The sequence below is a fragment of the Patescibacteria group bacterium genome (assembly GCA_038064855.1).
Lineage (GTDB): Bacteria > Patescibacteriota > Minisyncoccia > Ryanbacterales > GWA2-47-10b > SICQ01.
In genome coordinates this window covers 52,627-78,251 of sequence record JBBTSE010000001.1, presented here as the reverse complement: position 1 = coordinate 78,251, position 25,625 = coordinate 52,627, and the positions used below count along the sequence as shown (strand labels likewise).

At 47.3% G+C, this 25,625-nt stretch carries 25 protein-coding genes; 14 read left to right on the top strand and 11 right to left on the bottom strand.

Annotated elements, in window-relative coordinates; genetic code table 11:
* Positions 1-15: 15 nt before the first annotated feature.
* Positions 16-1,179 carry a glycosyltransferase family 4 protein gene (locus AAB417_00370; protein ID MEK7630475.1) on the bottom strand — a complete coding sequence of 388 codons (1,164 nt, stop codon included), beginning with the start codon at positions 1,177-1,179 and terminating at the stop codon, positions 16-18.
* Positions 1,180-1,200: 21 nt separating this feature from the next.
* Here AAB417_00370 and AAB417_00365 point away from each other — a divergent pair, with 21 nt between their 5' ends.
* From AAB417_00365 to AAB417_00350, 4 genes are read left to right on the top strand one after another with little or no spacing between them, the layout of a single operon-like run.
* Positions 1,201-2,358: a glycosyltransferase family 4 protein gene (locus AAB417_00365; protein MEK7630474.1), complete on the top strand. Its 1,158-nt coding sequence runs from the start codon at positions 1,201-1,203 to the stop codon at positions 2,356-2,358.
* The gene (locus AAB417_00360) at positions 2,355-3,470 is read left to right on the top strand and encodes a glycosyltransferase family 4 protein (protein MEK7630473.1); all 1,116 of its coding nucleotides are present in this window, start codon (positions 2,355-2,357) and stop codon (positions 3,468-3,470) included. The genes AAB417_00365 and AAB417_00360 overlap by 4 nt, the downstream gene beginning before the upstream one ends.
* Positions 3,467-4,555, top strand: a complete 1,089-nt coding sequence (locus AAB417_00355; protein MEK7630472.1) for a glycosyltransferase — start codon at positions 3,467-3,469, stop codon at positions 4,553-4,555. The genes AAB417_00360 and AAB417_00355 overlap by 4 nt, the downstream gene beginning before the upstream one ends.
* A complete protein-coding gene (locus AAB417_00350; GenBank protein MEK7630471.1) occupies positions 4,537-5,601 on the top strand; it encodes a glycosyltransferase family 4 protein in 1,065 nt (354 codons plus the stop codon). Before AAB417_00355 ends, AAB417_00350 begins: the two co-directional genes overlap by 19 nt.
* Here the strand turns inward: AAB417_00350 and AAB417_00345 are convergent.
* Positions 5,573-6,406 carry a CDP-alcohol phosphatidyltransferase family protein gene (locus AAB417_00345; protein MEK7630470.1) on the bottom strand — a complete coding sequence of 278 codons (834 nt, stop codon included), beginning with the start codon at positions 6,404-6,406 and terminating at the stop codon, positions 5,573-5,575. The two genes, AAB417_00350 and AAB417_00345, sit on opposite strands and share 29 nt — an antisense overlap.
* Before the next feature lie 4 nt (positions 6,407-6,410).
* Positions 6,411-7,808, bottom strand: coding sequence for an RtcB family protein (locus AAB417_00340; GenBank protein MEK7630469.1), 1,398 nt, complete (start codon positions 7,806-7,808; stop codon positions 6,411-6,413).
* A 67-nt stretch (positions 7,809-7,875) separates the two neighbouring features.
* On the opposite strand from AAB417_00340, the gene AAB417_00335 reads away from it, so the two are divergent.
* On the top strand, positions 7,876-8,214 hold the full coding sequence (locus AAB417_00335) for a hypothetical protein (GenBank protein MEK7630468.1): 339 nt from the start codon (positions 7,876-7,878) through the stop codon (positions 8,212-8,214).
* An 88-nt stretch (positions 8,215-8,302) separates the two neighbouring features.
* Here AAB417_00335 and AAB417_00330 read toward each other — a convergent pair whose 3' ends face one another.
* The 3 genes from AAB417_00330 to AAB417_00320 are packed head-to-tail and all read right to left on the bottom strand — an operon-like array spanning position 8,303 to position 10,436.
* Positions 8,303-8,623 (bottom strand): hypothetical protein, encoded by a 321-nt coding sequence (locus AAB417_00330; protein MEK7630467.1) that lies wholly within the window; start codon positions 8,621-8,623, stop codon positions 8,303-8,305.
* 1 nt (position 8,624) lies between these two features.
* A complete protein-coding gene (locus tag AAB417_00325; protein MEK7630466.1) occupies positions 8,625-8,975 on the bottom strand; it encodes a DUF5674 family protein in 351 nt (116 codons plus the stop codon).
* Between the two features lie 30 nt (positions 8,976-9,005).
* Positions 9,006-10,436, bottom strand: a complete 1,431-nt coding sequence (locus AAB417_00320) for an RtcB family protein (GenBank protein ID MEK7630465.1) — start codon at positions 10,434-10,436, stop codon at positions 9,006-9,008.
* Between AAB417_00320 and AAB417_00315 the strand changes: the two genes are divergently transcribed.
* Together AAB417_00315 and AAB417_00310 are read left to right on the top strand one after the other, a co-directional pair.
* Complete coding sequence (locus AAB417_00315) at positions 10,435-11,604, top strand: glycosyltransferase (protein ID MEK7630464.1); 1,170 nt, start codon at positions 10,435-10,437, stop codon at positions 11,602-11,604. The genes AAB417_00320 and AAB417_00315 overlap by 2 nt on opposite strands.
* The gene (locus tag AAB417_00310; GenBank protein ID MEK7630463.1) at positions 11,601-13,262 is read left to right on the top strand and encodes a hypothetical protein; all 1,662 of its coding nucleotides are present in this window, start codon (positions 11,601-11,603) and stop codon (positions 13,260-13,262) included. The genes AAB417_00315 and AAB417_00310 overlap by 4 nt, the downstream gene beginning before the upstream one ends.
* Here AAB417_00310 and AAB417_00305 read toward each other — a convergent pair.
* The 5 genes from AAB417_00305 to AAB417_00285 all read right to left on the bottom strand — a co-directional run bounded on the left by AAB417_00305 (position 13,259) and on the right by AAB417_00285 (position 16,966).
* The gene (locus tag AAB417_00305; protein MEK7630462.1) at positions 13,259-13,687 is read right to left on the bottom strand and encodes a dTDP-4-dehydrorhamnose 3,5-epimerase family protein; all 429 of its coding nucleotides are present in this window, start codon (positions 13,685-13,687) and stop codon (positions 13,259-13,261) included. The two genes, AAB417_00310 and AAB417_00305, sit on opposite strands and share 4 nt — an antisense overlap.
* A 97-nt stretch (positions 13,688-13,784) precedes the next feature.
* Positions 13,785-14,408: a hypothetical protein gene (locus AAB417_00300; protein ID MEK7630461.1), complete on the bottom strand. Its 624-nt coding sequence runs from the start codon at positions 14,406-14,408 to the stop codon at positions 13,785-13,787.
* A gap of 61 nt (positions 14,409-14,469) precedes the next feature.
* Entirely contained in the window at positions 14,470-15,423 is a 954-nt protein-coding gene (locus AAB417_00295; protein MEK7630460.1) for an SDR family oxidoreductase, read from the bottom strand.
* 23 nt (positions 15,424-15,446) lie between these two features.
* Positions 15,447-16,247, bottom strand: a complete 801-nt coding sequence (locus tag AAB417_00290) for an NAD(P)-dependent oxidoreductase (protein ID MEK7630459.1) — start codon at positions 16,245-16,247, stop codon at positions 15,447-15,449.
* On the bottom strand, positions 16,244-16,966 hold the full coding sequence (locus tag AAB417_00285) for a glycosyltransferase family 2 protein (GenBank protein ID MEK7630458.1): 723 nt from the start codon (positions 16,964-16,966) through the stop codon (positions 16,244-16,246). The genes AAB417_00290 and AAB417_00285 overlap by 4 nt, the downstream gene beginning before the upstream one ends.
* Before the next feature lie 35 nt (positions 16,967-17,001).
* On the opposite strand from AAB417_00285, the gene AAB417_00280 reads away from it, so the two are divergent.
* The 7 genes from AAB417_00280 (at position 17,002) to AAB417_00250 (ending at position 25,615) form a co-directional block, all read left to right on the top strand.
* Entirely contained in the window at positions 17,002-18,414 is a 1,413-nt protein-coding gene (locus AAB417_00280) for a glycosyltransferase family 39 protein (protein ID MEK7630457.1), read from the top strand.
* Between the two features lie 11 nt (positions 18,415-18,425).
* A complete protein-coding gene (locus AAB417_00275) occupies positions 18,426-19,127 on the top strand; it encodes a glycosyltransferase family 2 protein (GenBank protein MEK7630456.1) in 702 nt (233 codons plus the stop codon).
* 127 nt (positions 19,128-19,254) lie between these two features.
* Positions 19,255-20,733, top strand: coding sequence for a radical SAM protein (locus AAB417_00270; protein MEK7630455.1), 1,479 nt, complete (start codon positions 19,255-19,257; stop codon positions 20,731-20,733).
* Positions 20,734-20,795: 62 nt separating this feature from the next.
* A complete protein-coding gene (locus AAB417_00265; GenBank protein ID MEK7630454.1) occupies positions 20,796-22,112 on the top strand; it encodes a glycosyltransferase family 39 protein in 1,317 nt (438 codons plus the stop codon).
* On the top strand, positions 22,109-23,926 hold the full coding sequence (locus tag AAB417_00260; protein ID MEK7630453.1) for a carbamoyltransferase: 1,818 nt from the start codon (positions 22,109-22,111) through the stop codon (positions 23,924-23,926). The genes AAB417_00265 and AAB417_00260 overlap by 4 nt, the downstream gene beginning before the upstream one ends.
* Positions 23,926-24,351: an SxtJ family membrane protein gene (locus AAB417_00255; protein ID MEK7630452.1), complete on the top strand. Its 426-nt coding sequence runs from the start codon at positions 23,926-23,928 to the stop codon at positions 24,349-24,351. The genes AAB417_00260 and AAB417_00255 overlap by 1 nt, the downstream gene beginning before the upstream one ends.
* Positions 24,335-25,615, top strand: a complete 1,281-nt coding sequence (locus AAB417_00250) for a GDSL-type esterase/lipase family protein (protein ID MEK7630451.1) — start codon at positions 24,335-24,337, stop codon at positions 25,613-25,615. Before AAB417_00255 ends, AAB417_00250 begins: the two co-directional genes overlap by 17 nt.
* Positions 25,616-25,625 lie beyond the last annotated feature (10 nt).

Here is a 25,625-nt window from a genome sequence, read left to right as displayed (position 1 = left end):
TAGGAGTGGCGACTTTTAAGATCTTTCGTAGACTCCCGCAGTAAGCGTCACCATTGATTGGATAGAAAAATCACGAATGACTTTTTTACGCGCTTCCTCACCAAAAATTTTACGATCATTCGCTTCGCGCAAGAGGTGAGAGACCGCGTTGATGATCTCTTCAGGCGAGCGGGGGTTTACTAAAATGCCGGTTTTAAGGTTTTCAACAATTTCCGGATTACCACCAACACGCGTGGCGATGATAGGAATCTCCGCGAGTGATGCTTCCAAAAGGGTGTAGGCAAAACCTTCTTTGATCGATGGTAAAACAAAAATATCAAGCGCTTTAAGATAGGTAAACGCTTCAGGGAGGTAGTCGATCAAAAATACATTGCCGCTGATATGACGACGCATAATCTCATTTTCTAAGAATTGCTCGTCTTCTCCCCACCCGATGAGAAAAAAAACGGCATGCGCGTCAACTTTGGTGATATGCGCCGCTGCCTCGAGAAGATATCCCAAGCCCTTGTTTTTTGTGTATTCGGCGATGGTGCCAACGACAAACGAAGGTTTTATATGAAGTCCTGCTTTTGCTATCAAAATATCGCGAGCTTTTTGGCGGTCGAGAAAGATATGTTTTTTTACATCAACGCCGTTGTGTATCGCTATGAGTTTGTGCGCGGGTGCTATGCGTTCATGAAGACCAATAGCGTGATCAAAATCAGAGACGCAAATAATACTGTCTTGGAATAGGGCGCCGAACTTTACCAAGAGTTTGAGTGTCTTTTTTTGCCACCGCGGGCGTTCTTCCATAAAGGGCCAGCCGTGGGTACTCGAGACAATAGTGGGTACACCCGCGATGCGTCCTGCAAGAGCCCCCATGGCACTTGCCTTGGAGCTGTTGAGATGTACGATATCAGGCTTGAGTCTGCGAAAAAGTGTTATGAGGCGAAAAAACGCAAAAATATCTTTGAGCGGATTGACATTGCGTTCAAGGTCGCCAATCTCATAGAAAGGAATGCCGCGTTCCATGGCTTTGACACGCAGGGGACCTGAGCCGCCGGCGGCAAGCATGATATCAAAACGATCTCGCGGTAGATAATCTACCAAATCGATGATATATTTTTGTGCGCCACCCCACACAGACTTCGTTGAGACAAACAAAAGGCGCTTCTTTTCTTGATTGCTGATATGAGCCATTTATTTTATAATAAGCTAACAATGTCACACGGGCAATCGCCATTGGTTATCGTTTGTACGACAGCGTATTTACCAGCCATTGGTGGGGCAGAACTTGCTATTTATGAGATCGCCAAACGCAGCCCTGCTCTGCGTTTTTTGATTGTTACTTCCCGGTTCTCGCGGAAAGTACCGAAGCACGAGAAAACGGGCAATATTGAGGTTTCTCGCGTGGGGTTTGGTATAGGTCTCGACAAGTGGTTTTTGCCTCTCTGGGGCGGGTTTATCGCCTTCTGGCGCGCCAGGCGCGAGCCCAAGGCTCTTTTGTGGGGCATGATGGTATCACAGGGTACGATTGCGGCTCTTGTAGTTAAAACGCTCTCGCCACGCATTCCGTTTGTACTCACCTTACAGGAAGGTGACGCGCCCGACTATTTGCAGAGAGGCAGAGGAGGACTCATCTGGTTTTTTTGGAAACGCGCACTAAAGCGCGCAAATCAGGTGACAGCCATCAGTAAGTATCTTCAAGGTCTTGCTTCTGAAGCAGGACGGAGCGATGTTCACCTTGTGCCAAATGGCGTTGATGTCGAATCTTTTAGCAAACGCGATGAAGACGCTACACATGCTATTCGCGCGAAACATGGTATTAGCGATAGCGATATTGTCATACTCTCCGTCTCGCGGCTTGTAATTAAAAATGGTCTTAATGATTTGATTGGTGCCTTTGCAATTTTTTTGCGAACGCACTCAAACGCAAAATTACTCTTGGTGGGCGAGGGAAGCGAGCGATCAAAGCTTGAAACTCTTGTAAAAAACGATGGCGTTGCAGATCGCGTTATATTTGTGGGCGCGGTTGCACCACGAGATATTGTGCCATATTTTCATGCGGCGCAAGTTTTTGTGCGCCCATCGCTATCAGAGGGTATGGGCAATGTATTTATTGAAGCGATGGCCGCGGGCATTCCAGTAGTAGCAACGGGTGTTGGCGGTATCGCTGATTTTGTCAAAGACGGTCAGACAGGCATTATTGTTTCGGTTGGCGATGTGCAAAATATTGCCGAAGGTATTGCGCGCGTTGTCAGCGATCCAGATTTGCAGAAAAATCTTACACACAATGCTTTTGCAATGGTTGAGCGGCGTTATGAGTGGGATCTGATTGCCAAACAGATGAATCAGATATTTACCGAAACATTGCTATGAATATTCTTTGCGCGACAGGCATCTATCCTCCGGAGATTGGCGGTCCAGCTACTTTTGCAACTATGATAAAAAAAGAATTACCCCTGCGCGGTCACACCGTTCGTATCGTGACCTATGCTGATGCGCGATTGCTCGAAGAGGGTGTTACGAGTGTTATGCGCGCCCTACCAAAGGGTGCGCGTCACATCGCATACTTTTTTGCTCTCGTGCGCAATATGTTTTGGGCAGATGTTGTCGTAGCGCTTGATCCCGTGAGCGCGGGGTTCCCTGCGATGTGGGTGGCTCATTTATTTCGTAAGAAATTTATTTTGCGCTTGGTGGGTGATTATGCGTGGGAGCAGGGTACGCAGAGATATGGCGTCGGTGCACTACTCGATGAGTTTTTAGATAAGACATGGTCACCGCCGGTGGAGCGCTTGCGGCGCATTGAGAAGAGGGTTGCCCTCTGCGCCCGCAAGGTTATTGTACCGTCAGCATATTTGGCGAGCGTTGTAGAACGGTGGGGCGTTACCAAAGAAAAGATTGTGATAGTACCCAATAGTGTTTCCGCGCCAGTGCTATCAGAAAAATCAGTAGCGCGCGCGTCTCTCGGGTTTACTGATGAGTGTGTGGTGATTTCAGTTGGCAGATTGGTACCATGGAAAGGGTTTGCGTCGCTCATAGATGCTACAAAAAATCTTTCAATCTTTCTGGTGATTATTGGTGACGGACCTGACAGCACAGCACTCAAAGAGCGCGCAGCAGGAGCTCATAACATACGATTTACGGGTGCGCTTCCCAAAGACAAGCTTGCCCAGTATCTTGCAGCAGCTGACATTTTTGCGCTTAACACCGGGTATGAGGGTTTCTCACACCAGCTGATAGAAGCTATGGCGGAGGGTCTTGCGATCGCCACGACAGATGCCGGAGGCAACAAAGAAGTAGTAAAAGGCGACGAGAATGCGCTTGTAGTAGCGTATAATGCTATAGACGAGTGGAAGAGATCGATCGCGCGCCTCGCCGGAGATTCCGTATTGCGAGAGCGTTTAGGTAAAAATGCTCAGACTACAGCGGCTCTCTATACCACCAAGAAAACAGTAGATGCTTTTGAACAAGTCCTACACTCACTATGAAAGTTTTGATGATGAGCACCGATAGATCAGTCTTTGATAAAGATTCGGCTTTTCGTGCGCGCTTGGCACTGTATGGCACTAAGGTAGGTCATATCACGGTACTAGCGTTAGGCGTGCGCGGCGATGAGCAATTGACAGATCAGGTACATGTCATGGGCGTGCGCGGCATGACAAAGATAGGCTCGCTCTACGCCGCTTACAAAAAAGCAAAGAAGATATTAGACATCAATCCGGTGTCTTGGGTGGTAACAACCCAAGATGAGATCACGGGACTCGTGGGGTTTCGGCTTCGTGGGATTTTTGGTGTGCCATGGCGTGCCGAAGTACATACCGATATCATGAGCCCATGGTTTGGAAAAATATTTTTTACCAACAAAATCCGTAAGTTGATATTTCGCCTGACGATTTCTCGTGCCTCGTGTATTCGTGTAGTGAGTAAGCGTATCAAGTCAAGTCTCGAGCACAAAAGATTTGTACGCGCTCCCATTGTTGTCGTACCGGTAAAGCCGCGAGAACCACTCGTACACGCATCGCCTCCCCGCGAAAGATTTTTTCTCGTCATCTCACGCCTTACTAAAGAAAAAAATGTTGCTCTCGCTCTTTTTGCTTTTTCTGATATAGTGGCAACTACAGAGGATGTTATCCTCAAGATCGTAGGTGATGGGCCAGAGAAGGCAAGGCTCGAGCGCCTTGCCGCGCATCTTGGTATTCGCAATCGCGTGGTATTTTTGGGGTGGCAGAAAGAAATTGACAGTTCTCTTTCGGGTGCGGTAGGCGTACTCTCAACTTCATGGTACGAAGGATTCGGCCTTTCTCTCCTTGAAGCGATGGCCGCGGGATATCCAGTCATCACGACTGATGTAGGTATCGTAGGAGAAACTCTCAAAGATGGCCAGTCGGGTCTCGTGGTGCGGCCCGGTGATAGGGCGGGTTTTGCCAATGCGATGGCGCGTCTGTTACAAGATACGAAGCTCGCTGTGCACTTGGGCAATGCCGCAAAAGAGGCGTCGCGACTTTATTTTGATGAAGCTGTCTATTGGCAAGCATTTGATGCGTCATTTTCCGTATGCAAACCAAAAAATTAAAACTCGTCTATATACTGCCGGAGTTTCGGCGTGATATTGCTACGCATTTTTATCATAAGGTAGAGATGCTCGAGCAGCTTGGGTATGAGTTCGAATTATTTTTAATCATTGAGCGAGGCGAGGCGCCAGAAAAGTTTGCCAATGTGTATGTGCAGTATTTTCATTGGTTACCGTTTCGTGCACTTGAGCTTTTTTCTATTTTACTTGCACTGCGTCTTTCAGGATACCGAAAGTTTTGGACGCACTATTCGTTTATCGCAGGCAACATAGCGCCGCTTTTTGGCAAAAGTTTTTATTGGAATTGCGGTATGCCGTGGTTGTACCAGCGTGGTAAGATAGAGGAGTTTTTCTTTTGCCGTGCGATGAAGAAAAATATACTGGTCACCGGTACCGAGGGCATGAAGGGCGCGTATATAAAAGAATATAAGCTCAACGCAGGTCGCGTGCGCGTGGTGCCCAACGGCATTAATCTTGCGCGGTATATGCCATGGCGTAGCAAGCGCGCTGAGGCGCGTGCCGAACTCGGTATTACCTCTGAGCAAAAAGTAGTTTTGTTTGTACATCATTTATCAAAGCGCAAAGGGGCAAATCGCATCAAGCCGATAGCCGAACGCTTTGCTGACGATCAATCAGTTATATTTGTTGTCGCAGGTTCTGGCCCGCTCGCAAGTGAGATTATAGGCGGCAACATACGGCGCGTGGGCGATGTGCCTCAAGACATTATCCCGCGCTATTTCGCTGCCGCCGATGTGTTTTTGATGCCGTCAGAAGAAGAGGGCTTCCCCAATGTGTTGTTAGAAGCGATGGCGATCGGTGTGCCAATCGTTGCGAGCGATGTGGGTGGTGTGCGCGAGATCGTATCGCCAAGCGCGCAAGATTTTGTACTATCAGGTGATGATGATATGTTCGCGCAAAAAATAAAAACATTGTTTGCGGACAGCGCTTTGGCAAGTCGCATCGGGGAGGAAGAAAAGGCGTGGATCACGCGCTACGATATGCCCAAGGCAGTGAAAGCTTTTACTGCTCTTGTGAGCGAGAAGCAATAACCGCGATATCTCGTTCAATTGAGCGAGATTTTTTTATAGCGAGTTCAATGGCAAAAGCGATCCAGAGTATCGTAAAACCAAATAGAAGATGGGTGAGGAGTGGGTGAAATATAGCGTCGGAGAAGAACATAGTTTCAAGTACGAGTGCTATGGTGGTAGTCGCGATGATGATAAAAAAATCTTGGAAAAAGCGAAGCGGACGGAAGATGGCTATCATGCCTCCAAATATACCTCGCGATTTTCTCGTAGCCATAGAGGTTTCGAGTGACGAGAGGGGAAAGTGCTCAGGGTGTTTAATATATTTTTTGGCATAGATTTGCGGCGCCAAGCTATGCATGACGCGTAGTGAGACGAGTGCGAGGCCTCCGAGTGCGCCAGCGACAACTAAAAATATGGGCGAGGTAATGGATATTTTTGTAATACCAACAGCGAGTGTAAGCGAGAAAAGTGGCGGGATGATAAGGTGATTGATCTCATCCCAAAAAATACCGCGGAGTGAATAGGTCTCGCGCAGACGGGCAAGCTCGCCATCGACTTTATCAAGGATGACATTGAGATAGAGAAACCCAAGTCCTACGAGTTTATACTGCCAGTCAAAAGCTACAAGAAATGCGCAACCAGCAAAGCCCGCTACAATACTGGCGATTGTCACTTGGTTTGGTGTGACGCGGGTACGGGCGACGAGACGAGTGATATAGATCGATGGGCCGCGCTGAAACAGAATATAGCCGGGTGGCCTGCGCCACCCGTCAGGGTTTGTTTTTGCGCCCTGCAGGCGCTCTCGAAGTTCTCGGGTAGATTCCATAGGATTAGTGACCTTTAATGCCTCCCAAGGGCTTTAACCAGGCTACTGGCTCTATACTACCAGATTTTTTAAGCTCATCGACTACGGCGTATAATCCCTCGCTCGTATAATGCTCTTTTTTTATCAGGTCTTGTTCTTTGCGTTTGGAGACGAGTGTATACTGCGCGGGAGTTATTTTTTGTGATTTCCCGTCTTTGATATATTCGCCGATTTCTTTTGCGGCTGATGGTGTCGCTGACCATAGTGACTCTTCAGCATCACCACCGACAGCAAGGCACGAGAGCGTGCCCACATCGCCCGCTATCATGACCGGTTTGCCCGTAAATACCCGCATTGCGTCTTGACGATGCACGACAAGCTCTTGTCCATCAATGGTTTCTTTCATGATTGAATTATGAGCGGCGTCCCAGACGAAGTGCGCTTTACCCTTGGGCAAGGCGTCATTGATGCGCTTGAGAAGTGCGAGACGAAATGCGTAGCCGTAGTTCAAGCCAATTCTGATCGATTGCCATAAACGCTTGCCTTCGGGCGAGTTGATAGGTGTCTCAGGAAATGGTGTGCGCGAGAAATATGCATGCCAGCGTGCGCCAAAGTGTTTAATACCTTCAGGCGCGGCAAAATGAAACATGAGTTTTAAGAAAAAGAGTGCTAGTTTTTCAAGTGGTGCATTCTTTTCTCGTCGCCCAAAGTAGCGGCCAAGGTGATAGGTCGCATGCCCGCCACCACCATGATAAAAAATCAAAATATCACCCTCCGCGATATTCCACGCGGACGCGATTTCTGGCTTATCAATTTTTTCTACCGTGTGGAGCTCAAGAAAATGATTGCCGCCGAAGTTATAACCTATCTCATGGCGTCCGTTGGTCCATGACGAGCGTGGGACAATGTCACCAAGATCAATTTCTTTTTTTTCAGCATTAGAGATGATATTGCCGCCGTATTCCATATGCGCGAGTTCTTCAGCATCAATGCCGTATTTGCGTGCTGCCGCAGGCGCGCCTTCAAGAAAAAATTGCCGAAGCTCTTCGCGCGTAAGATCATATTTAGTTGAGGGTTTCTCATAGGTGCCGAGCCACGCCAAAAATCCTTTAAAGCGGCTTTCGCGGGGGAGGACGCCAGCGCGAAGTCGCGTAGCAAAGTCTTTGAGAAATTCAGGCGAGAAGTCTTCTTTTTTGAGTGTTGTGCGAAATACACTCATACCGCAGTTCATCGCAGGCGCGGTCAGTTGCGGCACAATGGTATCTTTGGTCGCCGCTACAAATTGTGGGGGAGATTCAAGGCCTGCCTTTGGGTGAATATTGGGGAGACATACCGGAGGCCGCGCCAGGCTGTGCACGCGCGTAATACGCCCGAGCTTTCCTCGAATTTCTGGATGTTCGATGTTGTCGCAAGAAAAAAGCATAAAGTTATTGTATTATAACGATTTTCGGGTTCGGGGGCTACTATTGACAAATTATACTATATACGGAATGACTCTCAAGCAGATGATCGCGGTGGGCAAGTACGACTGGAGCAACCCCGACATCACGCCCGAGCGTTTCCCGATCAACGGAGGGGGCATCGTCGAGTCGGTTGCCGAGGCGATCCACTTCAACCACAACATCTCGTCGGACGATGCAGAAGCCAAGCTCGACCGCACGGGACTGCGTCCCGGCAGGATCGAAGAGCTGCTCACCTTCGGAGCTACCTTCCCGGACATGCAGCGGAAGTTCCCGATCGTGGCGCTCGGCTCCTCCTGCGAGTTCATTGGCAACCGCTTTGCCCGGTGCGCGCTTGCGTGCACCGGGTTTCACTTTTTTGTATACTAAAGACGACAAATGAAAAAGAGAGCGCAACGGTGCAATCGTATCTTGGGTTATTATCGCACGGGAATGCTAAGAAGTTGAAAATGAATGTTTATCTTACCCCTTGAACACGTCGAGTAGCGAGGGCAAACTGGTCAAAATATGGCAGAAGGTTCTCAAAAGTGGTGCCATATTCGTGCCCGCCAAAGACTGCATCGCAAAAAACTTCGCGCGCGCGCGCCACTTCTGTTTTTTCTGCCAGATTCAGGCGCGTATCTGCAATAGTTAAATCCAAAAGTTCCAGTCCGCGTTCAACGGCTCCCCAAAATGTTTTTTCGTCTTTATCCTGCCAGCGCCCGGCGCGGCTCACCTCGCTGCCAATATTGCCGAGTTGCTCCTCCAAGCTCAATTTGTGCCATCTTTCCGGGTCCATGTTATATGAGAATAAGTGTGTGGACGATAGACTTAATTTTTTCGCGAATCGTTGCATCCTCCACGCCACGCGAGCGGTTGTTAAGCCACGGCTTGAGATTGATCATCGAGTCAAATTCAATAAATTCAGAGCAGGATTTTTCTGGATATATATTGATGCCCCAGGTATGTTCGCGCTTCGAGTGTTCTTGTTCGGTCAGTACAACTTCTTCATCTGCGTGCAATCCACCACCAATTGCCATGATACCTTGTTCTATATCCACCACTGCTTTTACCAGTTCGCCAAATCCTTCATGTGCCATTCGCACAAGTTCCGCTTTGGTAATAGTTTTTTTGATGATTTGTATTTCCATAGCTTAGTTTAGTATATCAAACTTTAGATATTATCCTTTAAACACCGCGAGCGGGCGGAGACGGGCGACGGGGCGCGCAATACCTTCACGCTCAAGGGTTTCGGCTACATAATCAATGCCTTCATTTGTAATATGCTCTACCACGCGTTTAAACGGTGAGCGTGTCTGATAGATGTGGGTGACAAAGTTTTTGGGGTGTGGGCGCGAAAGACCCTCTGCTTGCATTTTTTTAATAGTCACGCCCGCTCCGTGGTCGGATGCAAAAAGATGCTCCTCGGCTTTATCAAGACCGATGGCGATATACGAGTTGGTAGTATTAAATCCTGAAATGATAAGGGGTTGGCCGGGAAACGCGCGGTTTGCGGTGTGACGATGCACGATAAGTTCCTCATCGCCTATTTTTTCTTTCATGATTGCGTTGTGAGTTGAGTCAACAATGAGTGAGGCGGTCACGCCTTTTTTGGGCGATACTTTTGCGAGCGTGTCGATGATGCGCCGTGCGATCGCCATGCGAAATCCATAGCTGTAGTTAAGTGATGCTTTGGTGGCTTGCCAAAGGCGATCGCCTTCAGGTGTGCCAAGCGGGATTTCCATAAAAGGTTTGGGCTTGAAATAATACCGAAAGCGCTTTGTGGCGTATTTCCAGTTTTTCGGGTTTCCAAAATGAAAGAGCGCTTTGAAAAAGAAAAGCACACATTTTTGGAACGCGGTATTTTTCTTGCGGTTACCAAAGTAACGGCCGACATGATACGAGACGGCACCTCCACCGCCGTGGTACATGATGACAATCGATCCTTCTTTTAGGCCCCAGTCACGCGCTTGCTTGATATCAATCATTTCTTCGACATATTGGATCTCCAAAAAATGATTGCCGCGAAATCCATAGCCAAGGTCGTGCCGCCCCGATCTCCATGAGATGCGCGGCAAGATATCTTTGAGATTGAGCGAGGTTTGTTCGTCTTTGGAAAAGACTGATCCGCGGTATTCGACGCGATCAAGAAATTCAGCTGGAAGGTTGTAGCGTTCTACTGCTGCCTCGGCACCGCGCTTGATGATATCGGTAAACTCTTCCTCGGTCAGGTCATACGGTTTATGGGGGCGACCAATGAGACCGAGCCATAAAAGAATATTTTTAAAGTGGCCGTACCGAGGGCCAAGATTTGACCGCAGTTCGTAAAAAAATGATTCAAAAAAAGAATGGTCAATATCTTTGACCGATAGTGTGGTGACCAGCGCACCCATACCACAACCAACTGATGGTGCGGTGAGCTCGGGCACGATAGTGCCGCGGGTGGCTGCCGCAAACGAAGAGGGGCCTTCCGTGCGTTCTTTTATATGAAGGTCGGGGAGGCATACCGCGGGACGCGCGAGTGACGGCAGCGCAGTAATAGTAGCGAGAATATCACGCGTACGCTCGTCATCAATATTACAGCCCAGTGAATGAACTTTTTCACGATCCATGATAGCATTATGGTACCCAAAAACGCCTTCATTTTCAACGATGATTGTCTGGTATCTTACAACACTCACATATCCTTCAACGCTCGCCAACCGCCTCCAGGTCATGAAGATGACGGAGGCCTTTTCGCGTCATGCCGTCGTTACTCTCTGGGTAGCCAGTATGGGCGACAAGAAAAAAGAAGTGCTCGAGAGCTACGGCGTCAAAGGAGATATTGCGATCAAAGAGTTACCGGTGGCGTCAGGTATATTGTGGCCACGAAGCTTCTTTCGAGCGTTGGCGTTTCGGCGCATTGTTCGCGAAGCTCCACCGCAAACAGTGTTTTACACGCGCGACGTATTGCTCGCCTTTTTTCTTTCTTTTCTTTCGCCACGATTTCGAAACAATTTCTTTTTTGAATGCCATTCGTTGGGTAAATTTCCAGACTTTATATATCAAAAAGTTTTTCGAGCAGCACGTGGTGTTATCTCAACAAACCAGGGCAAAGTTCGGGTTATAAGGGAGAAGTATGGCATTAATGAAGATCGTATCTTTGCGGCTGGCAACGCCTTTGATGAACATTTTAGCCCTTCTCTTCCACGTCAGGATGCGCGAAAAGAGGTAGATTGGCCGCAAGATAGACGTATTGTTTTGTATGTGGGTAGTACTCAAGCTTGGAAGGGTGCTGATATGCTAGAAGAGCTTTCATATAAGATGAAAGACGTTCTTTTTATAGTGCTTGGGGCTTCGCAAGAAAAAAAGACAGGGAATTATTGGGCGCTCTTGCCAGTTCAATATCATGAAGTGCCAAAATATCTTCGTGCAGCTGATGTGCTTTTGGCTCCGTATAGGCAGGATAGTGAGCGGGCAAATTTCTTTTTTTCTCCCATTAAAATTATGGAATATCGTGCATCAGGCACTCCAATTATTGCTACCAAGCTTGGTTCCATCGAAGAAATTTTTGGTGATGAGGTGGTGCGAGAGGAAATCTCCGCAGAATTTCCATCTATTAAGTTGGTAAGGGCAACGGCTGGTGATTTCCAAGCAGCCCTTGAAAAGCTTTTTACCCAGTACAAAGATGTACAAGAGAGGCGAGAACGTCAGGCATTGGAAAATCGTGAAAAATATTTAAGATCAAGCTGGAATGGTCGAGCTGTTCTTGTAAAACAATTCATAGAGAGATTTAAATGAAAATTTTCTTAAAGAGGAACGCTTTTTTTGGCGTTCTTTTTTTAGTTGTCTTCGGGCTAGGTCTTGTGCATCTCGTAATATTCCGTTATACGATGAATCCTGATGGTATTTCATATCTCGATATTGGCGACGCTTTTTGGCGGGGGGATTGGAGTGGTGCGCTAACGACATATTGGAGTCCGCTCTATCCTTTTATTTTGGGATTTGCATTGTGGCTCATGGGATTTTCGCCTGCCACAGAGTTTACTGTGGTGCATATAGTAAATTTTTTGTTGTATCTTGGCTCGTTCGCAGCGTTTCTTTTTTTTCTCCGCACCTTACTCGATCATGAAGAGATAGTTGACGCTCACGATCGCGCCCTCTTTTTTATCTTTGGTACAAGTATTTTTTTGACGGTAGCGCTGAGCATGATAACTATCAGTCATGTTACACCTGACATGCTTGTCGCATTGCTCATGTATGCTGTTTCAGGATTGTTTATCATTTTTCGTACGCAACCACAGACGTGGCATTATATAGTGCTCGGCAGTATCCTCGGGCTCGGATATCTTACTAAGGCGATTTTATTTCCTTATGCATTGGTGGTTTTGGTTCTCGTGTTTCTCGTTGTCAAAAAAGATCGGACAAAAAACTTTGGGTTAGGTGTCGCGGGAAGTATTTTTTTGCTGTGCGTGTTGCCTTGGGCATTTAGTATATCGGTCGCCAAAGAGCAATTTACTTTTGGTGATACGGGTGCCATTAATTATGCCTGGTTTAATAACGGTGTCCGCCCTTTTATACACTGGCAGGGAGAGGGGGATGCAGGGGCACCCACTCACCCTACTCGAAAAGTCTTTGATAACCCCGTGGTATATGAATTTAATGATGGCCATGCAGTGACCTATGCACCATGGTTTGATCCGGGGTATTGGTATGCTGGTCTTAGACCACATATTTCTTTATTGAATATCATACGTACCAGCTGGGACGGTTTCTCCATGCTTGCCAGTGATATGATGTATTATTTTAGTTTTATACTGCTAATGATCGCCGGTATTTGGTGGCGCGAAGAAAATAAAAGAGAGGCATTTTGGAAGTTTTGGCGCGCTTATTTTCCTTTAGTAATTTCGAGTAGCATCATTCTCGGGTTGTATGTTGCCGTATCTGTTGAAAGTCGTTATACGGCGCCGTTTCTTGTAATTGTGCCCGCAGTATTTTTTGTTTCGATCTATGCCAGTGTCAAAAAAAGAGATTTGCCTTATGCACGTATCGTTGTCGTTGCGGGGACGATTTTGGCAGTATTGATTACTGGTGCGCGCAACATGTATGATGTCACTCATTTATTTATTTCAAACCCACGGCATTATCACCTAGAAGTCGCCGACGGATTGAGAGAGATCGGTGTACCAGAAGGCGAGCCGATGGCGTACATTGGTCATGGCTCGGGCGGTATGAGCGCTTATTGGGCGCGTCTTCTGCGCGCAGAGATTATCGCTGAAGTACCCGAGGAGGGGCAGAAAATGTTCGTCGAAGGAAGTGTCGAGATGCGCAGAGAGGTGCTCAAGGCATTTGCTGGTGCTGGTGCCCGTTGGGCAGTATGGGAATATGCACCTGCATGGGCACAAGAAGAAGGCTGGCGGCGCATTGACCAGACGGTGTATTTTTTACGAAAGCTTTAGCGCGGTTTTACGCTCCAGACGTCACCCCATTGGTGAGGGTCGAAGCGCTTGTCGTCTTCTATTGATTCTTTAGTGGTCGCGGTTGATGCGCAGAGAAGTATCGTGTTGTTCTCGAGCGATACCCAGCCATTTGCGTATCCAGGGGGAATGACAACTACATTTGGTTTGCGCTGCGAACTAACAAAGGTGTATTTTTGTTCAGGATTTTGAGGGTTGAGCGCTACAAATTTTGCCATACCTTGGAGGATGGTGAAGTATTTCCATTCGCGTTCATGGAAATGAAACCCTCGGATAGTGCCGGGGGAGTGGTTTACCACATAGTAAACGCGCTTTACGGGTACTTCGGCATTGTCAAGAAAGGGGGCGAAATGCCCTCGGTCATCAACAAAGACGGATCCATCTTTGGCGTGGGGGATATGTTCCATGTTTGCGAGTATAGCGCGTTTGTCTAAAATTTCAACCATATAAAAAGAAATCCTCCACTCTGCAGCTGCAGAGTGGAGGTGATGGTGGCTGTGGCAATCAGTGGCGAGGATCACGAGCGATATCGCCTTTGTCGGAGTAGGCGATGATGCGATCTATCTCCGCCTTCACCATGGTGATGTCGAAGGGGAGCTCTTCGAACGGAACGCCAAGGATGGCATGCCACATCTGCGCATCGGGAGGGAGGCAGGTCGCGGCGGTTCGGCGAATGCGCGGCACATGGTAAGAGGAGCTCACGATCGTGATGTGCTTCGCTCTCTTCAAGGTCGGGTCGCTCGCGACGAGCTGGAGTTGCGTGAGGGTGTTTCCGATGCCGACCGCGTCATTGTCTAGAAGGCGGATGATGTAGTCGGGTATACCCTCAGACAGCGCCATTTGTCGAAGATGTGGCAGAGCCAGTGTCAGCCCCACGAGATAGAAGAACGGGATCGGAGGAAGACGCTGCTGCTCCTTTTTCGCCTTATCAGCGACATAATGCCAAATCCTGGCGCCGAATCGTACGCGCGCGAGATTCTCGCGGTTCCGTACACGGAATGCCATATCTCCGGTGCTCCGCGGATTGAAGTAATCGAGGATGATGACCGCGTCCGTCCGGTGTGGGAGAAATTGTGGTTCGGTGATCGTGTACGCGAATTCCCTCAAAAGGTTCTCTTCGAAACGCATTACCACCTCCTTTCAAGGTAGTATAGTTTTTGGGTGCTTTTAGTTCGAGCGCACTATACCACTAAATTTTGTTTTTGGCAACGTGTTTGATGTTGCTGTAGGTATCGCTATCGATGTCTTTGATGCGAGTGCTTTTGAGAAGGGTTGCTACTTCTTGGATGCCAAACACTACATCTTTATTTTTATCGACTGAGATAATTTTATCTTTGAGTGCTTTTTTAGTGCTCACATGGTAATGTCGATTGTCTTCAAAGCGCTGGTCAGTATATTCGATCTTGCAGTGGGTAAATTTTTGAACAAGCTTTGCCACTGTTTTTACATCATAATTATCTGTAGCTACGTTGTAGACGCCAGTTTTTTTAGTCGAAGTGTTGTGTACTAAGGTTTGAGCGATATTCTTTACGTGAATGAGCGGGCGTCGCTGGTTGCCACCAAATACAGTAAGCACTCCACGATTGATGGCTGCGGCAGTCAGTGTGTTGACCAAAAGATCGGTACGAAGACGCGCATAGTCGTCAGAGATACCAAAAGCAGTGCCAAGTCGAAACATGATGGCGTTAGGGTGCTTTAAGAGGATATCTTCCGCATTGAGTTTAGTGGTGGCATACAAAGAGAGCGGTTTGACCGGAGAGTCTTCGTCGAGTAGTTGTTCATTTGATCCATAGACTGAGCACGATGAAGTGAAGATGATGCGTCCACGGTAGTTTTTCGCAAGCCAGCCGATTGCTTTTTCATTAATCTCAACAGCAGCAAGAGGGTGTAGGTAGCAGGCACCATCGCCGACAATGGCGGCGAGCCAGATGATATCAGTAAATTTGCCTATAATGCTTTTAAGTTTCTTTGTGTCACGCACATCACCAAAAATAAATTCCCCACATGGTTTAAGGTAGCGATCCTCGTACAGAAGATTGTCGTATACGGTATACGGTATTTTTTTCTTTTGGAGAATATCGGTGACGGCGCCCCCGACAAATCCAGCACCTCCAACCACGAGTACATTCTTTTTGAGTTTCATTGGTTTTCACTTTATCACGCCCTCTATATTTTTGCGAGACCCTCTCCGAGCTCAATATGTGGTGTCCACTCCAATTCTTTTTGTGCTTTTGCGATAGAAAGACGGAGGACAAAAGGGGGTGCCGCAGGTTTGCCTGATAGGTGAAATGGTATTTCTTTGCCAAGCGCGAGGCCGATTTGGGTAGCGATGTCGCGGAGCGTATACGCGCGTGGTCCGCTGACATTATATATATGTATACCTTCACTCTTCGTCTCTACAGATTTTTTAATAATCGAGACAACGTCATCGATATATACCGGTTCGCGTACTTGTGAACCATCACCATCAACAGTGATAGTGCCAGCGTGTGCTTGCGCGAGAAATCCCGCGATGACGCCATGGTCGCTTCCAGGTCCGTAGATATTGTTGCCACGGAGGATGATGGCTGCTTTGATAAGGCCAAGCTCGTGCCATTTTTTTATTAAAGATTCAGCCGCTATTTTTGAGATGCCATAAGGCGCTACAGATCCCAATGGCGCGTCTTCATCCAGCACTTCTGAACTGTCCTGATATACGGCGGCACCCGAGAGGAAGATAATACGAGGAATGCGTGCGCGTTCTATCGCGCGTAGAACCTCGGCGGTCGGTACGATATTGCTTGAGATACATGTCTCGAGACTCCCACCGGCTGCACCTGCCAAATGGATGACATACTCAATGTCTACAGGAAGAGTATCCAAGTTTCCTTCACGCCGAGACCAGGTAATGATTTCATGTGTGCCCGCAAGATTTTTGGCAACATGCGTGCCGATAAAGCCCGTCGCTCCGGTGATTAGAATCTTCATGCTTTCTTTGCAGGAGGAATGTGACGCAACGCAAAGCCAAACATTTTCCACATGGGTTTGAATGCTTGGCGCAAATTCATTTTCTTGCCTTCCGCGTACCAACGAGGATTGTAGGAAATGGGCACATCGACAATCTTGAAACCAAGTTTAGAGAGTAAGATTTGAATTTCTGGTTCAAACGCCACGCCGTCAGAGGTAAGGTGGGGGAGAAATGCATCAAGTGCATGACGCGAATACATTTTATATCCCGTCCACATATCGGTGGTGTGGTACCCTGAGAGGATATTACACACGATCGTATACAGGCGATTCATAAGATAGTGGATATTCATAATAAGTTTTTTGGGGATGTATTTACCCATAAAACGCGAACCAAAAACTACATCCACCTCCTTGCGGAGGAGAGGCTGGAGTAAGTTAGCAAAGTCATTCGGATCTTGTTCAAGGTCGGCATCTTGGACGATGATAAAATCACCTTTCGCCATGTGAAAGCCACGGCGCACAGCACCCCCTTTGCCCGTATTTTTTTGGTGGACAACTTGGTGGGTTGATTCAAATGGTTTGAGTGCTTCGGCGGTACCGTCTTTTGAGCCGTCATTGATGATGATAAGTTCACGCTCAAAGCCGTCTGGCAGGCGAGCATTTTTAACGCGCTCGATGACTTTGGCGATTGTTTTCTCTTCGTTATAGACAGGTATGATGATGGTGAGGAGTGGCATAGATAGAATTGTAGCTTCAGTATAAAATACTCTATATGCTTTGGAAATGGCTGTTAAGGACTGGCGCTGTGGCGATTTTGGCGCTGTTTATGTTTTGGAGCCCCGGAGGCGATATCACTTCGACTCCTCGTTTTTGGCGTGATGAGGCGATTCCTTTTGAGATCGCGCGCGGGTGGGCAGAGACTGGCACGCTTGATGTAGTGGTGGCGCCCGGCGTTACCAATGCTTTTTCCTATCTGACTCATGCTACTGGTTTCCCCGTAACATTTCCCCTTGCAGTTATATTTCGGATGTTTGGTGCGAGTCTTTTTATTGCTCGCATATATATGCTCGTTTGGGTTGCCGCAGCACTCATATCAGTTTTTTTTGTAGCAAGATCTTTTTTTGGTAGAGATGAAGCTTTTGCGGCAGTGATGCTTGTAGGAACGTTTAGTTCCTTTTATGCTAATGGCCGTACGGTGACCGGAGAAATCCCCGGATTTTTGTTTCTGTTGTGGGCCCTTTTCTTTATTTATAAAAAAGAGTGGCTTGGATGGGGAGGAATGTGGCTCGGATTGGCGGCGGTGACCAAACCATCAATGTATCTTTTACTTTTACCGGCAGCGGCGCTCGAAATCATCATCACGCGCCGCGGGTTATTTTTGAAAGACAGTCTGAGTCTTGCTCGAGGTGTGGTGCCAGTATTGCTCGTGTGGTTTTATATTATCGTCCCGGAGTTTTTTCAGCTTTCAAGTTGGCAGGGGATGATCGATTTGTATCGGCAACCGTTTAACGAAGCTTCACTGCTTTCGCAATTTCCCGCAGGGTTTTTAGATTTTTTCTTTCATTCGACCATTCTGTATTTTCTTGTGATAACGGGTGCCGTGCTCTATGTGTTACGCCACAATATCTATGACAGTAAGGCGCGCCGCATGGTATGTTTTGTGTTGTTGTACGGGATATGCGCGTTCAGTTATGTGCTCCGAAGTCCTGGGTGGTTTCGTTTTTTGGTCGGATACGAGGCGCTGATACTTATAGGTATTGTTCCCGTACTTTTCTTGTTTGCTAAAAAAGTTCGTTTACCGCACGCAAGTTTTGTAGCGGTGTTTGTGGTACTACACACAGTCAATTATTTTTTTCTCTCAAACATTCCTTCGGGCAGTACGGCGATACAAGCAGGTCAGATGGTTAACACGCTTTTGGACGCACGTCCGGATGCGACTATCGGTTTTGTGCGCTTGCCGACTGTCGCGCCCTTTGTCGACTCTTGGCATAAATATCAGTTTGGTGATATTGGGGGACATGAGACTTATGGTATACATCCACTCGCGTATGTTCCCGAAAAATTTCCGACTTATCTTGTAAGTTATGCTAACCAGTATGAAGGGTTTGAAGAAGCTCTCGATCGTTACTATCAACCAACTGATATCAAGATCTTTAACAATACTACGGTATATATTCATAGATAAGTTATTTTAAAATGAAACTATCTATTGTTATTCCGGTATACAACGAGCGTGGCACGATCGAGGAAATCATACGTCGGGTACAAGCAGTAAATATCGGCATTATTGAGAAAGAAATCATTATTGTGGACGACGGCTCCACTGATGGCACAGACAAAATTTTAAAAAACATTCCCGGCGTTCGTGTGATTACTCATACAAAAAATATTGGGAAAGGGGGTTCAGTGAAAACAGGGTTCCGCCATGCTACAGGCGATATTCTTCTTATTCAGGACGCAGATTTGGAATATGATCCGAAAGATTACGGAGACATCATTGACCCTATTGTTAAAGGATATACGGACGTAACAAACGGCGTACGTATTCAGCCTCCACGTGATGCGCGTCGGAAAAAATCGTATTATTGGATTTCATGGCTTGGCAGTGAGCTTATTACTGTCGTAACCAATACTCTTTACTGGCACAATGCTGGTGAATACGAGGGTTGTTATAAAGCGTTTCGCAAAAGCGTTATTGACGCAACGCCGATTGAGACAAACGACTTTGATTTTGATAATGAGCTTGTATGCAAGCTTCTTCGAAAAAAAAGTCGCATTGTTGATGTGCCGATTCACTATTATCCGCGTGATTATGGTGATGGTAAAAAAATTCGTTTTTACCACGGCGTTAAGATCCTCCGAACGATCATAAAATGGCGCTTTAAGAGGATTGTATAGTGTTATTCAAAGTTATTTTTATATGGCTTGTCAAGATTGTTAATTTTTGCCAAAACGAGTTCAATTACTATTGAATGAGAGAAGTCTTTGTTCCTTGTCAATCTCTTTAGGAGGGAGGTAATCAAATATGCGTGAAGCCATTTCGCTCATTATCCCGCCGTCAGCATTTTTACTTGACGAGCGGGTATTCATGACTCTTGGTATCCTCAAAGTCGCGGCAGCAGTCGAGGCGAGAGGTCGTCCAGTTGATGTTCTTGATCTTTCTGGAATCAAGAACTTCATTGGGGCTGTTCATGACTATGCAAGCTCAACGCCAACTCGATACTTCGGCATTACAGCTACAACACCACAAATGCCAGCAGCGATTTCCGTCGCTGAGGCGATCAGGAGCGTGCGTTCCGACGCTCGTGTCATTCTTGGTGGCCCGCACATCACTCTTGTGGCAGCCGCCGTAAAAGGCGAGCGCCGGCTCGGCATTACTGGCCGGGCATCACGATCGTTTCAGAAGCTGTACGAACATTTTGATGTGGTGGTGGCGGGAGATGGTGAACTTGCAATAGAGCTTGCGCTTCAATCAGCGGCGCCCCAGTTCATCGACGCTGATGATCCGACACAACCACTTTTTCTTACCAACCAAGATCTCGAGGGGCTACCATTTCCGGCGCGGCACCTTGTAGATGTTGATTCGTACCACTACACCATTGAAGGTGAGCGAGCACTCAGCCTTATCGCGCAGCTTGGATGTCCATTCGAGTGTGGATTTTGTGGAGGGAGGCAGTCACCGTTTCTCCGCAGAGTGCGTACGCGTCAAAGCGCTCATGTGATCCAAGAGATTGTTCACCTCACTACGGTTTACGGTGTACGAGGCGTCATGCTGTACGATGATGAGCTCAATGTAAATCGCAACATGCTAGAGCTCATGCGCGGCATTTATGAGGCGCAGGAGAAGATCGGTGTCGAATGGCGATTTCGTGGGTTCATTAAGTCGCAGCTTTTCACCGACGCGCAGGCAGAGGCGATGTATCACGCAGGTTTTCGCTGGATTCTCGTTGGATTCGAGTCCGGTGCACCTCGGATTCTTGAGAATATCAACAAGCGCGCAACACTGGATGAGAATACCAGGTGTATGGAAATCGCGCGGCGTCATGGTCTCAAGGTGAAAGCCCTCATGTCGATCGGGCACCCAGGTGAGTCTTTTGAGACTATCCATGAGACGCGCGATTGGCTTCTCAAAATGCGTCCCGACGACTTCGATGTGACGATCATCACTACATATCCCGGCACGCCTTACTACGATTTTGCGTTGCCGTTTCAAGATAATCCCGCGACCTGGGTCTATACATGTAAGAAGACCGATGATCGTCTCTATAGTTTGGAGGTTGACTATACCAAGACCACCAACTACTATAAGGGTATTCCTGGCGAATACTCTGCGTATGTCGCCACTGACTTCCTTACATCTGATGAGCTTGTTCGAGAGCGCGACATGCTCGAGACAGCCGTGCGGGATGCGCTCGGTATTCCATTCAATGCGTCTGTTCCCGCTCTGCTCTATGAGCATTCAATGGGTCAGCTTCCTCCATACATTCTTCGAAGCACGTCATAAACCACTACCCCCACAAAAGGTTGGTGGTTTTTTTCTTTCTTTTCTTGTGATACTGTGGTTCCATGCGATTGGGGCGAATTCCTCTCATTGTTTGGATTATTTGTGCTTCTTTTTTGGTGCGATTAATCTTCGCAGGCTTTGTTTGGGAGCGGGTAGGATTAGAAGGGTTTGAGACTACGCGTGTACATAGTGACGCAGCGCAATATATTGAGCTCACAAAAAGTATTCTTAAAGATAAAACATTCACACTTTACGGTATTTCACACAGTTTTCGTACGCCCGGCTATCCGCTGTGGCTCGCGTTTTGGTACGGGTTTTCGGGGAGTTGGTTTTTTGCGGTAGGCGTCGTGGGGAGTGCACTCGGCGCTCTGAGTGTTTATGGGATTTACAAGATTGGGCTTGAACTTCTCTCGCCCCGATACGCGCTTTACGCGGCAGTACTCTTTGCGTTTGAACCTTATGGCGTTCACATGGCGTCACGGCCCATGACGGAGTCTTTGTACGCGTTTTTAATTGTAGGTATGGCGTGGTTGTTTCTGCATACCACTAAAACAATGGGCAACCGTTCGATCTTTTTTACAGCACTCACCGGTCTTGTTGTGGGTTTTTCGATTTTGGTGAGGCCCCAAATGTGGCCATTTTTTGTCGTCATATCTCCGTTGATTGTGACTCTCGCGCTTTTGCGAACACATGGTTGGAAGATCGCGGTAGGCTCTGCGTTCGTGTTGAGTATCGTCGCCGCGTTAACGGTAAGTCCATGGATTATTCGCAATAAAGCAATGTTTGGCGTAGCCGATGTGAGCTCACAAGGAGGATGGAATCTATATTTTTATTTTGCAAAACGTTTTACGGGGGCCGATCGTTATTATGGGCTTACCGAAGATGAGGTAAAGAGGGACCTTGATCGCCGTCTCGGTGAGGCGAGTACATACGATATTCGCAGTATTGCGTACCAACCTCTCTACTATAAAGATGCGTTTGATATTATTTTGGCGCATCCAGTACAGTTCGGTCTTTGGCACATCAAAGAAGGCCTTGTGTATTTTTATGATGATGGTTTGCGCGACATGTTGCGACACATTGATGTTGAGAGTGAGGGTCCACTCTTCCGTTCATCAAGTGGAGTTATACTGGGCGTAGCCGTACTTGGCATGAGGCTTGTGTGGTGCGCGCTTTTCATCTTTTTCGGTGTCGCAGTTTATCGTGATTTTTTTAATCGTCAGAGGGGTGCGGTGACGATCTTTTTTGCCTTTCTTGTGCTCTATGTGCCAGTGGTTGCAGGAACTCTTGCGGTAGCACGATTTAGATTTGCACTTACACCTTTACTCTTTCTTTTGGCGGTGCGTGGATATACACTTTTACGAAAGCTAACTGTATGAAAATTTTAGGTATTTCCGCATATTATCATGATAGTGCCGCGTGTCTCGTCATTGACGGGCGTATTGTGGCTGCTGCTCAAGAAGAGCGCTTTACGCGTAAAAAGCACGATCATTCATTTCCTCAAAAGGCTATTTCGTATTGTCTTGCGGAGGCGGGGATTACGGCCACTGATCTCGATTATGTGGCATTTTATGATAAGCCGCTTTTAAAGTTTGAGCGTCTTTTGGAAAGCTACATCGCATATGCGCCGCAGGGCTTCCCATCATTTCTTAAGGCAATTCCTCTATGGATCAAGCAAAAACTTTGGATTCAAGATTTGATTAGCAAGGAGCTTGATTTTCATGGCAAGATTCTTTTTCCAGAGCATCATGAGTCACATGCTGCGTCGGCATTTTTCCCGTCTCCGTTTGCCGATGCGGCGATTTTGACTATGGATGGCGTAGGAGAGTGGTCGACACTTTCATATGGTGTAGGTGAAGGAAACCACTTGGAGCTTTTGGCCGACATTCGTTTTCCGACTTCGTTGGGCTTACTGTATTCGGCATTTACGTATTATCTTGGGTTCAAAGTAAATTCGGGCGAATACAAGGTGATGGGGCTTGCACCGTATGGCGAGCCTAAATATCGCGATATTATTTTGGAAAAACTTATTGATTTGAAAGATGACGGTTCATTTCGTATGGACATGTCGTATTTCAACTATGTCGCTGGCCTTACAATGACATCAGAAAAATTTCATAAACTTCTCGGTGCTCCTCCGCGCTCACCCGAATCAGAGTTGACTCAGTACCATATGGATATCGCTCGTTCGTTACAGGACGCTACCGAAGAGATTGTCTTGCGTATTGCACGGCACGTGCGCAAGGAAACGGGTAAAAAATATCTTTGTCTTGCGGGGGGTGTTGCACTCAACTGTGTCGCAAATGGTAAATTGTTGCGAGAAAATATTTTTGACGATATATGGATTCAACCCGCGTCAGGTGATGCGGGTGGGGCGTTGGGAGCCGCGCTCGCGGTATGGTATCAGTATCTCGGCAATGTCCGTCAAACTGATGGCGTGCATGATGCCATGCAGGGCACGTATCTCGGCCCGCAATGGTCGCGCGATGATATCAGGCGATATCTCGATGAGCACCAGATTATCTATCGTGAGATACCAAAAGAAGATGTCTCCAAGGCGGTTGCTCGGCTGATTGCCGAGGAAAATGTCATTGGCTTGGTGCAGGGGCGTATGGAGTTTGGTCCACGCGCGCTTGGTTGCCGTTCGATTATCGGAGATGCGCGCTCATCCCGTATGCAGGAGGTGATGAATGTGAAGATTAAGTTTCGAGAGAGCTTTCGTCCGTTTGCACCATCGATACTTGCCGAGCGCGTCTCCGAATATTTTGAGATTGATAGACCAAGTCCTTACATGTTGTTGGTCGCGGCTATTGCTAAAAAACATCGTCATACAACAACGCCCGATCAGGAGAGTCTTTTCGGTTTGGCAAAACTCAAGGTTTCCCATTCTGATATTCCTGCAGTTACGCATGTCGATTGGTCCGCGCGGGTACAGACGGTACACAGAGATACGAATCCCGCGTACTATGATCTCATTAAGGCATTTGAGATAGAGACTGGGTGTCCAGTGATTATCAACACATCGTTTAATGTGCGAGGCGAGCCTATCGTTGCGAGTCCTGAGGACGCGTATCGTTGCTTTATGCGTACCGGTATGGATTATTTGGTGCTCGAAAATTTCTTACTTGCTAAACAAGATCAGCCGAAGTTGGTCGAACAGGAGGATTGGAAGAAAACATATGAGCTGGATTGATGATTATGCACATTGTTGAAGAGATTAAATCAATATCGAGTACAACCAAAGACCTTCGATCGTTTGGATTGGTAGTCGGAGGAGTGCTCACAGCTCTCGCTGGATTTTCTTGGTATCGTGGCGGATCGGTGGTTGTACTACTTGGTGCGCCAGGATTAGGTTTGATGCTGCTTGGTTTTGTACAGCCCCGTCTCTTGTTGCCTTTGCAAAAACTATGGATGAGTCTCGCGGTCATTCTTGGATGGGTGATGACGCGAGTGATTATCGGACTTCTCTTTTTTATTATTGTCACTCCGGCAGGATTGCTTATGCGCTTGGTGGGCAAGAAGCTCCTCGAGGGTTCTTTTGATCAGCAGGCGAAAAGTTATTGGGAGCGGCGAGCGTCCAATGCGCGGAAGAAAGAAAACTATGAACATCAGTTTTAGCAAGCGAGCTTTTCTTTTAATTTTCGGCGCTCTTTGTGTCGCACTTGGTATTGTTTTTAATCCACTGACAGTCCGAATCTTTTTTAGTTTTGGAGGGAAGCTCGATATGGTTGATACGGTGCTCGTTGTATTAATTGAAATGGCGTTGCTCGGTGTTGGTGCTGCTGCGATTTGGTTTCGCCAAAGAATTGCCAAAGAGATGATACGCCAAAATATTTTTTTGTTGTGCGTTACCGTGATTATGTTGTTGGGATTGGGGGAGATGGGTGCACGCGCATTTGATGCTTTGCAGGGAGGTGACTTTGCCCACAACCAGAGTCGTGCGGAGCGGCCGATTATTCCATTTCGCATGTTTGGCCAGGATTTATATGAAGAAAAAGATGGCGTGCGTTATATTATTTCTCGTCATGGAGAACGCTATCCGTTTCAAAAGGAACCGGGAACGTATCGTATCGTAGCGATGGGTGGATCGACGACGCAAAATTTTGTAGGCGGCACGCACTATCCAAAACTGCTTGAAGAAAAACTCGCGTCCGAATATCCAAATAAAAAAATTGAAGTCATCAATATAGGCAATTCGGGTTATTCGACCGCACAGATGATCATCTTACTGACACTCGATGTTATTTCATGGCAGCCTGATCTTGTTATCGCTTCAGAAAATATTAATGATCTGATCGCAAATTATTTCCCACACTTCGTTCCCGATTACGCGAACAAATATGAGACGTCATCATTTCTCCCGATTCCCTCGGTTACATCTCGCGTGCTCGGCTGGTCACGGCTTTATTGGGTGTTGAAGAGTAGGGGAGAAGCCCTGTCTTATCGGCTTGATGATTTACATGGAGATGTGTATCATCGTCGCTCATACACCAATGAGCCACCCGAAGAAGGACAAAGAGTGTTTCGTAGAAATTGGGAAACAATCGCGCGCACAGCAAAGGCTCGTGGTGTTCGATTGATTATTGCTACTCAACCTCTCGAATCTTCTCCCGAGTATTGGGATCGTCATATGCGATATAAAACGTACAATGATATAACCGCATATCCGTTGCATGACGAATTTGTCGCACATCATCATCGTTTCAATCAGATTATTCGCGAGGTAGCTCGCGCTGAGGGCATCATGCTTGCAGATAATGAGGCGGTATTTGCTGGCAACCAGATATATTTTACCGATCTCGTGCACTATACGCGCGTTGGCATTGAAAGATTAGCCGATGAGTACGCCACCCTCATCCGCTCGCAAAAAATTTTAAATTGAGATATACTGG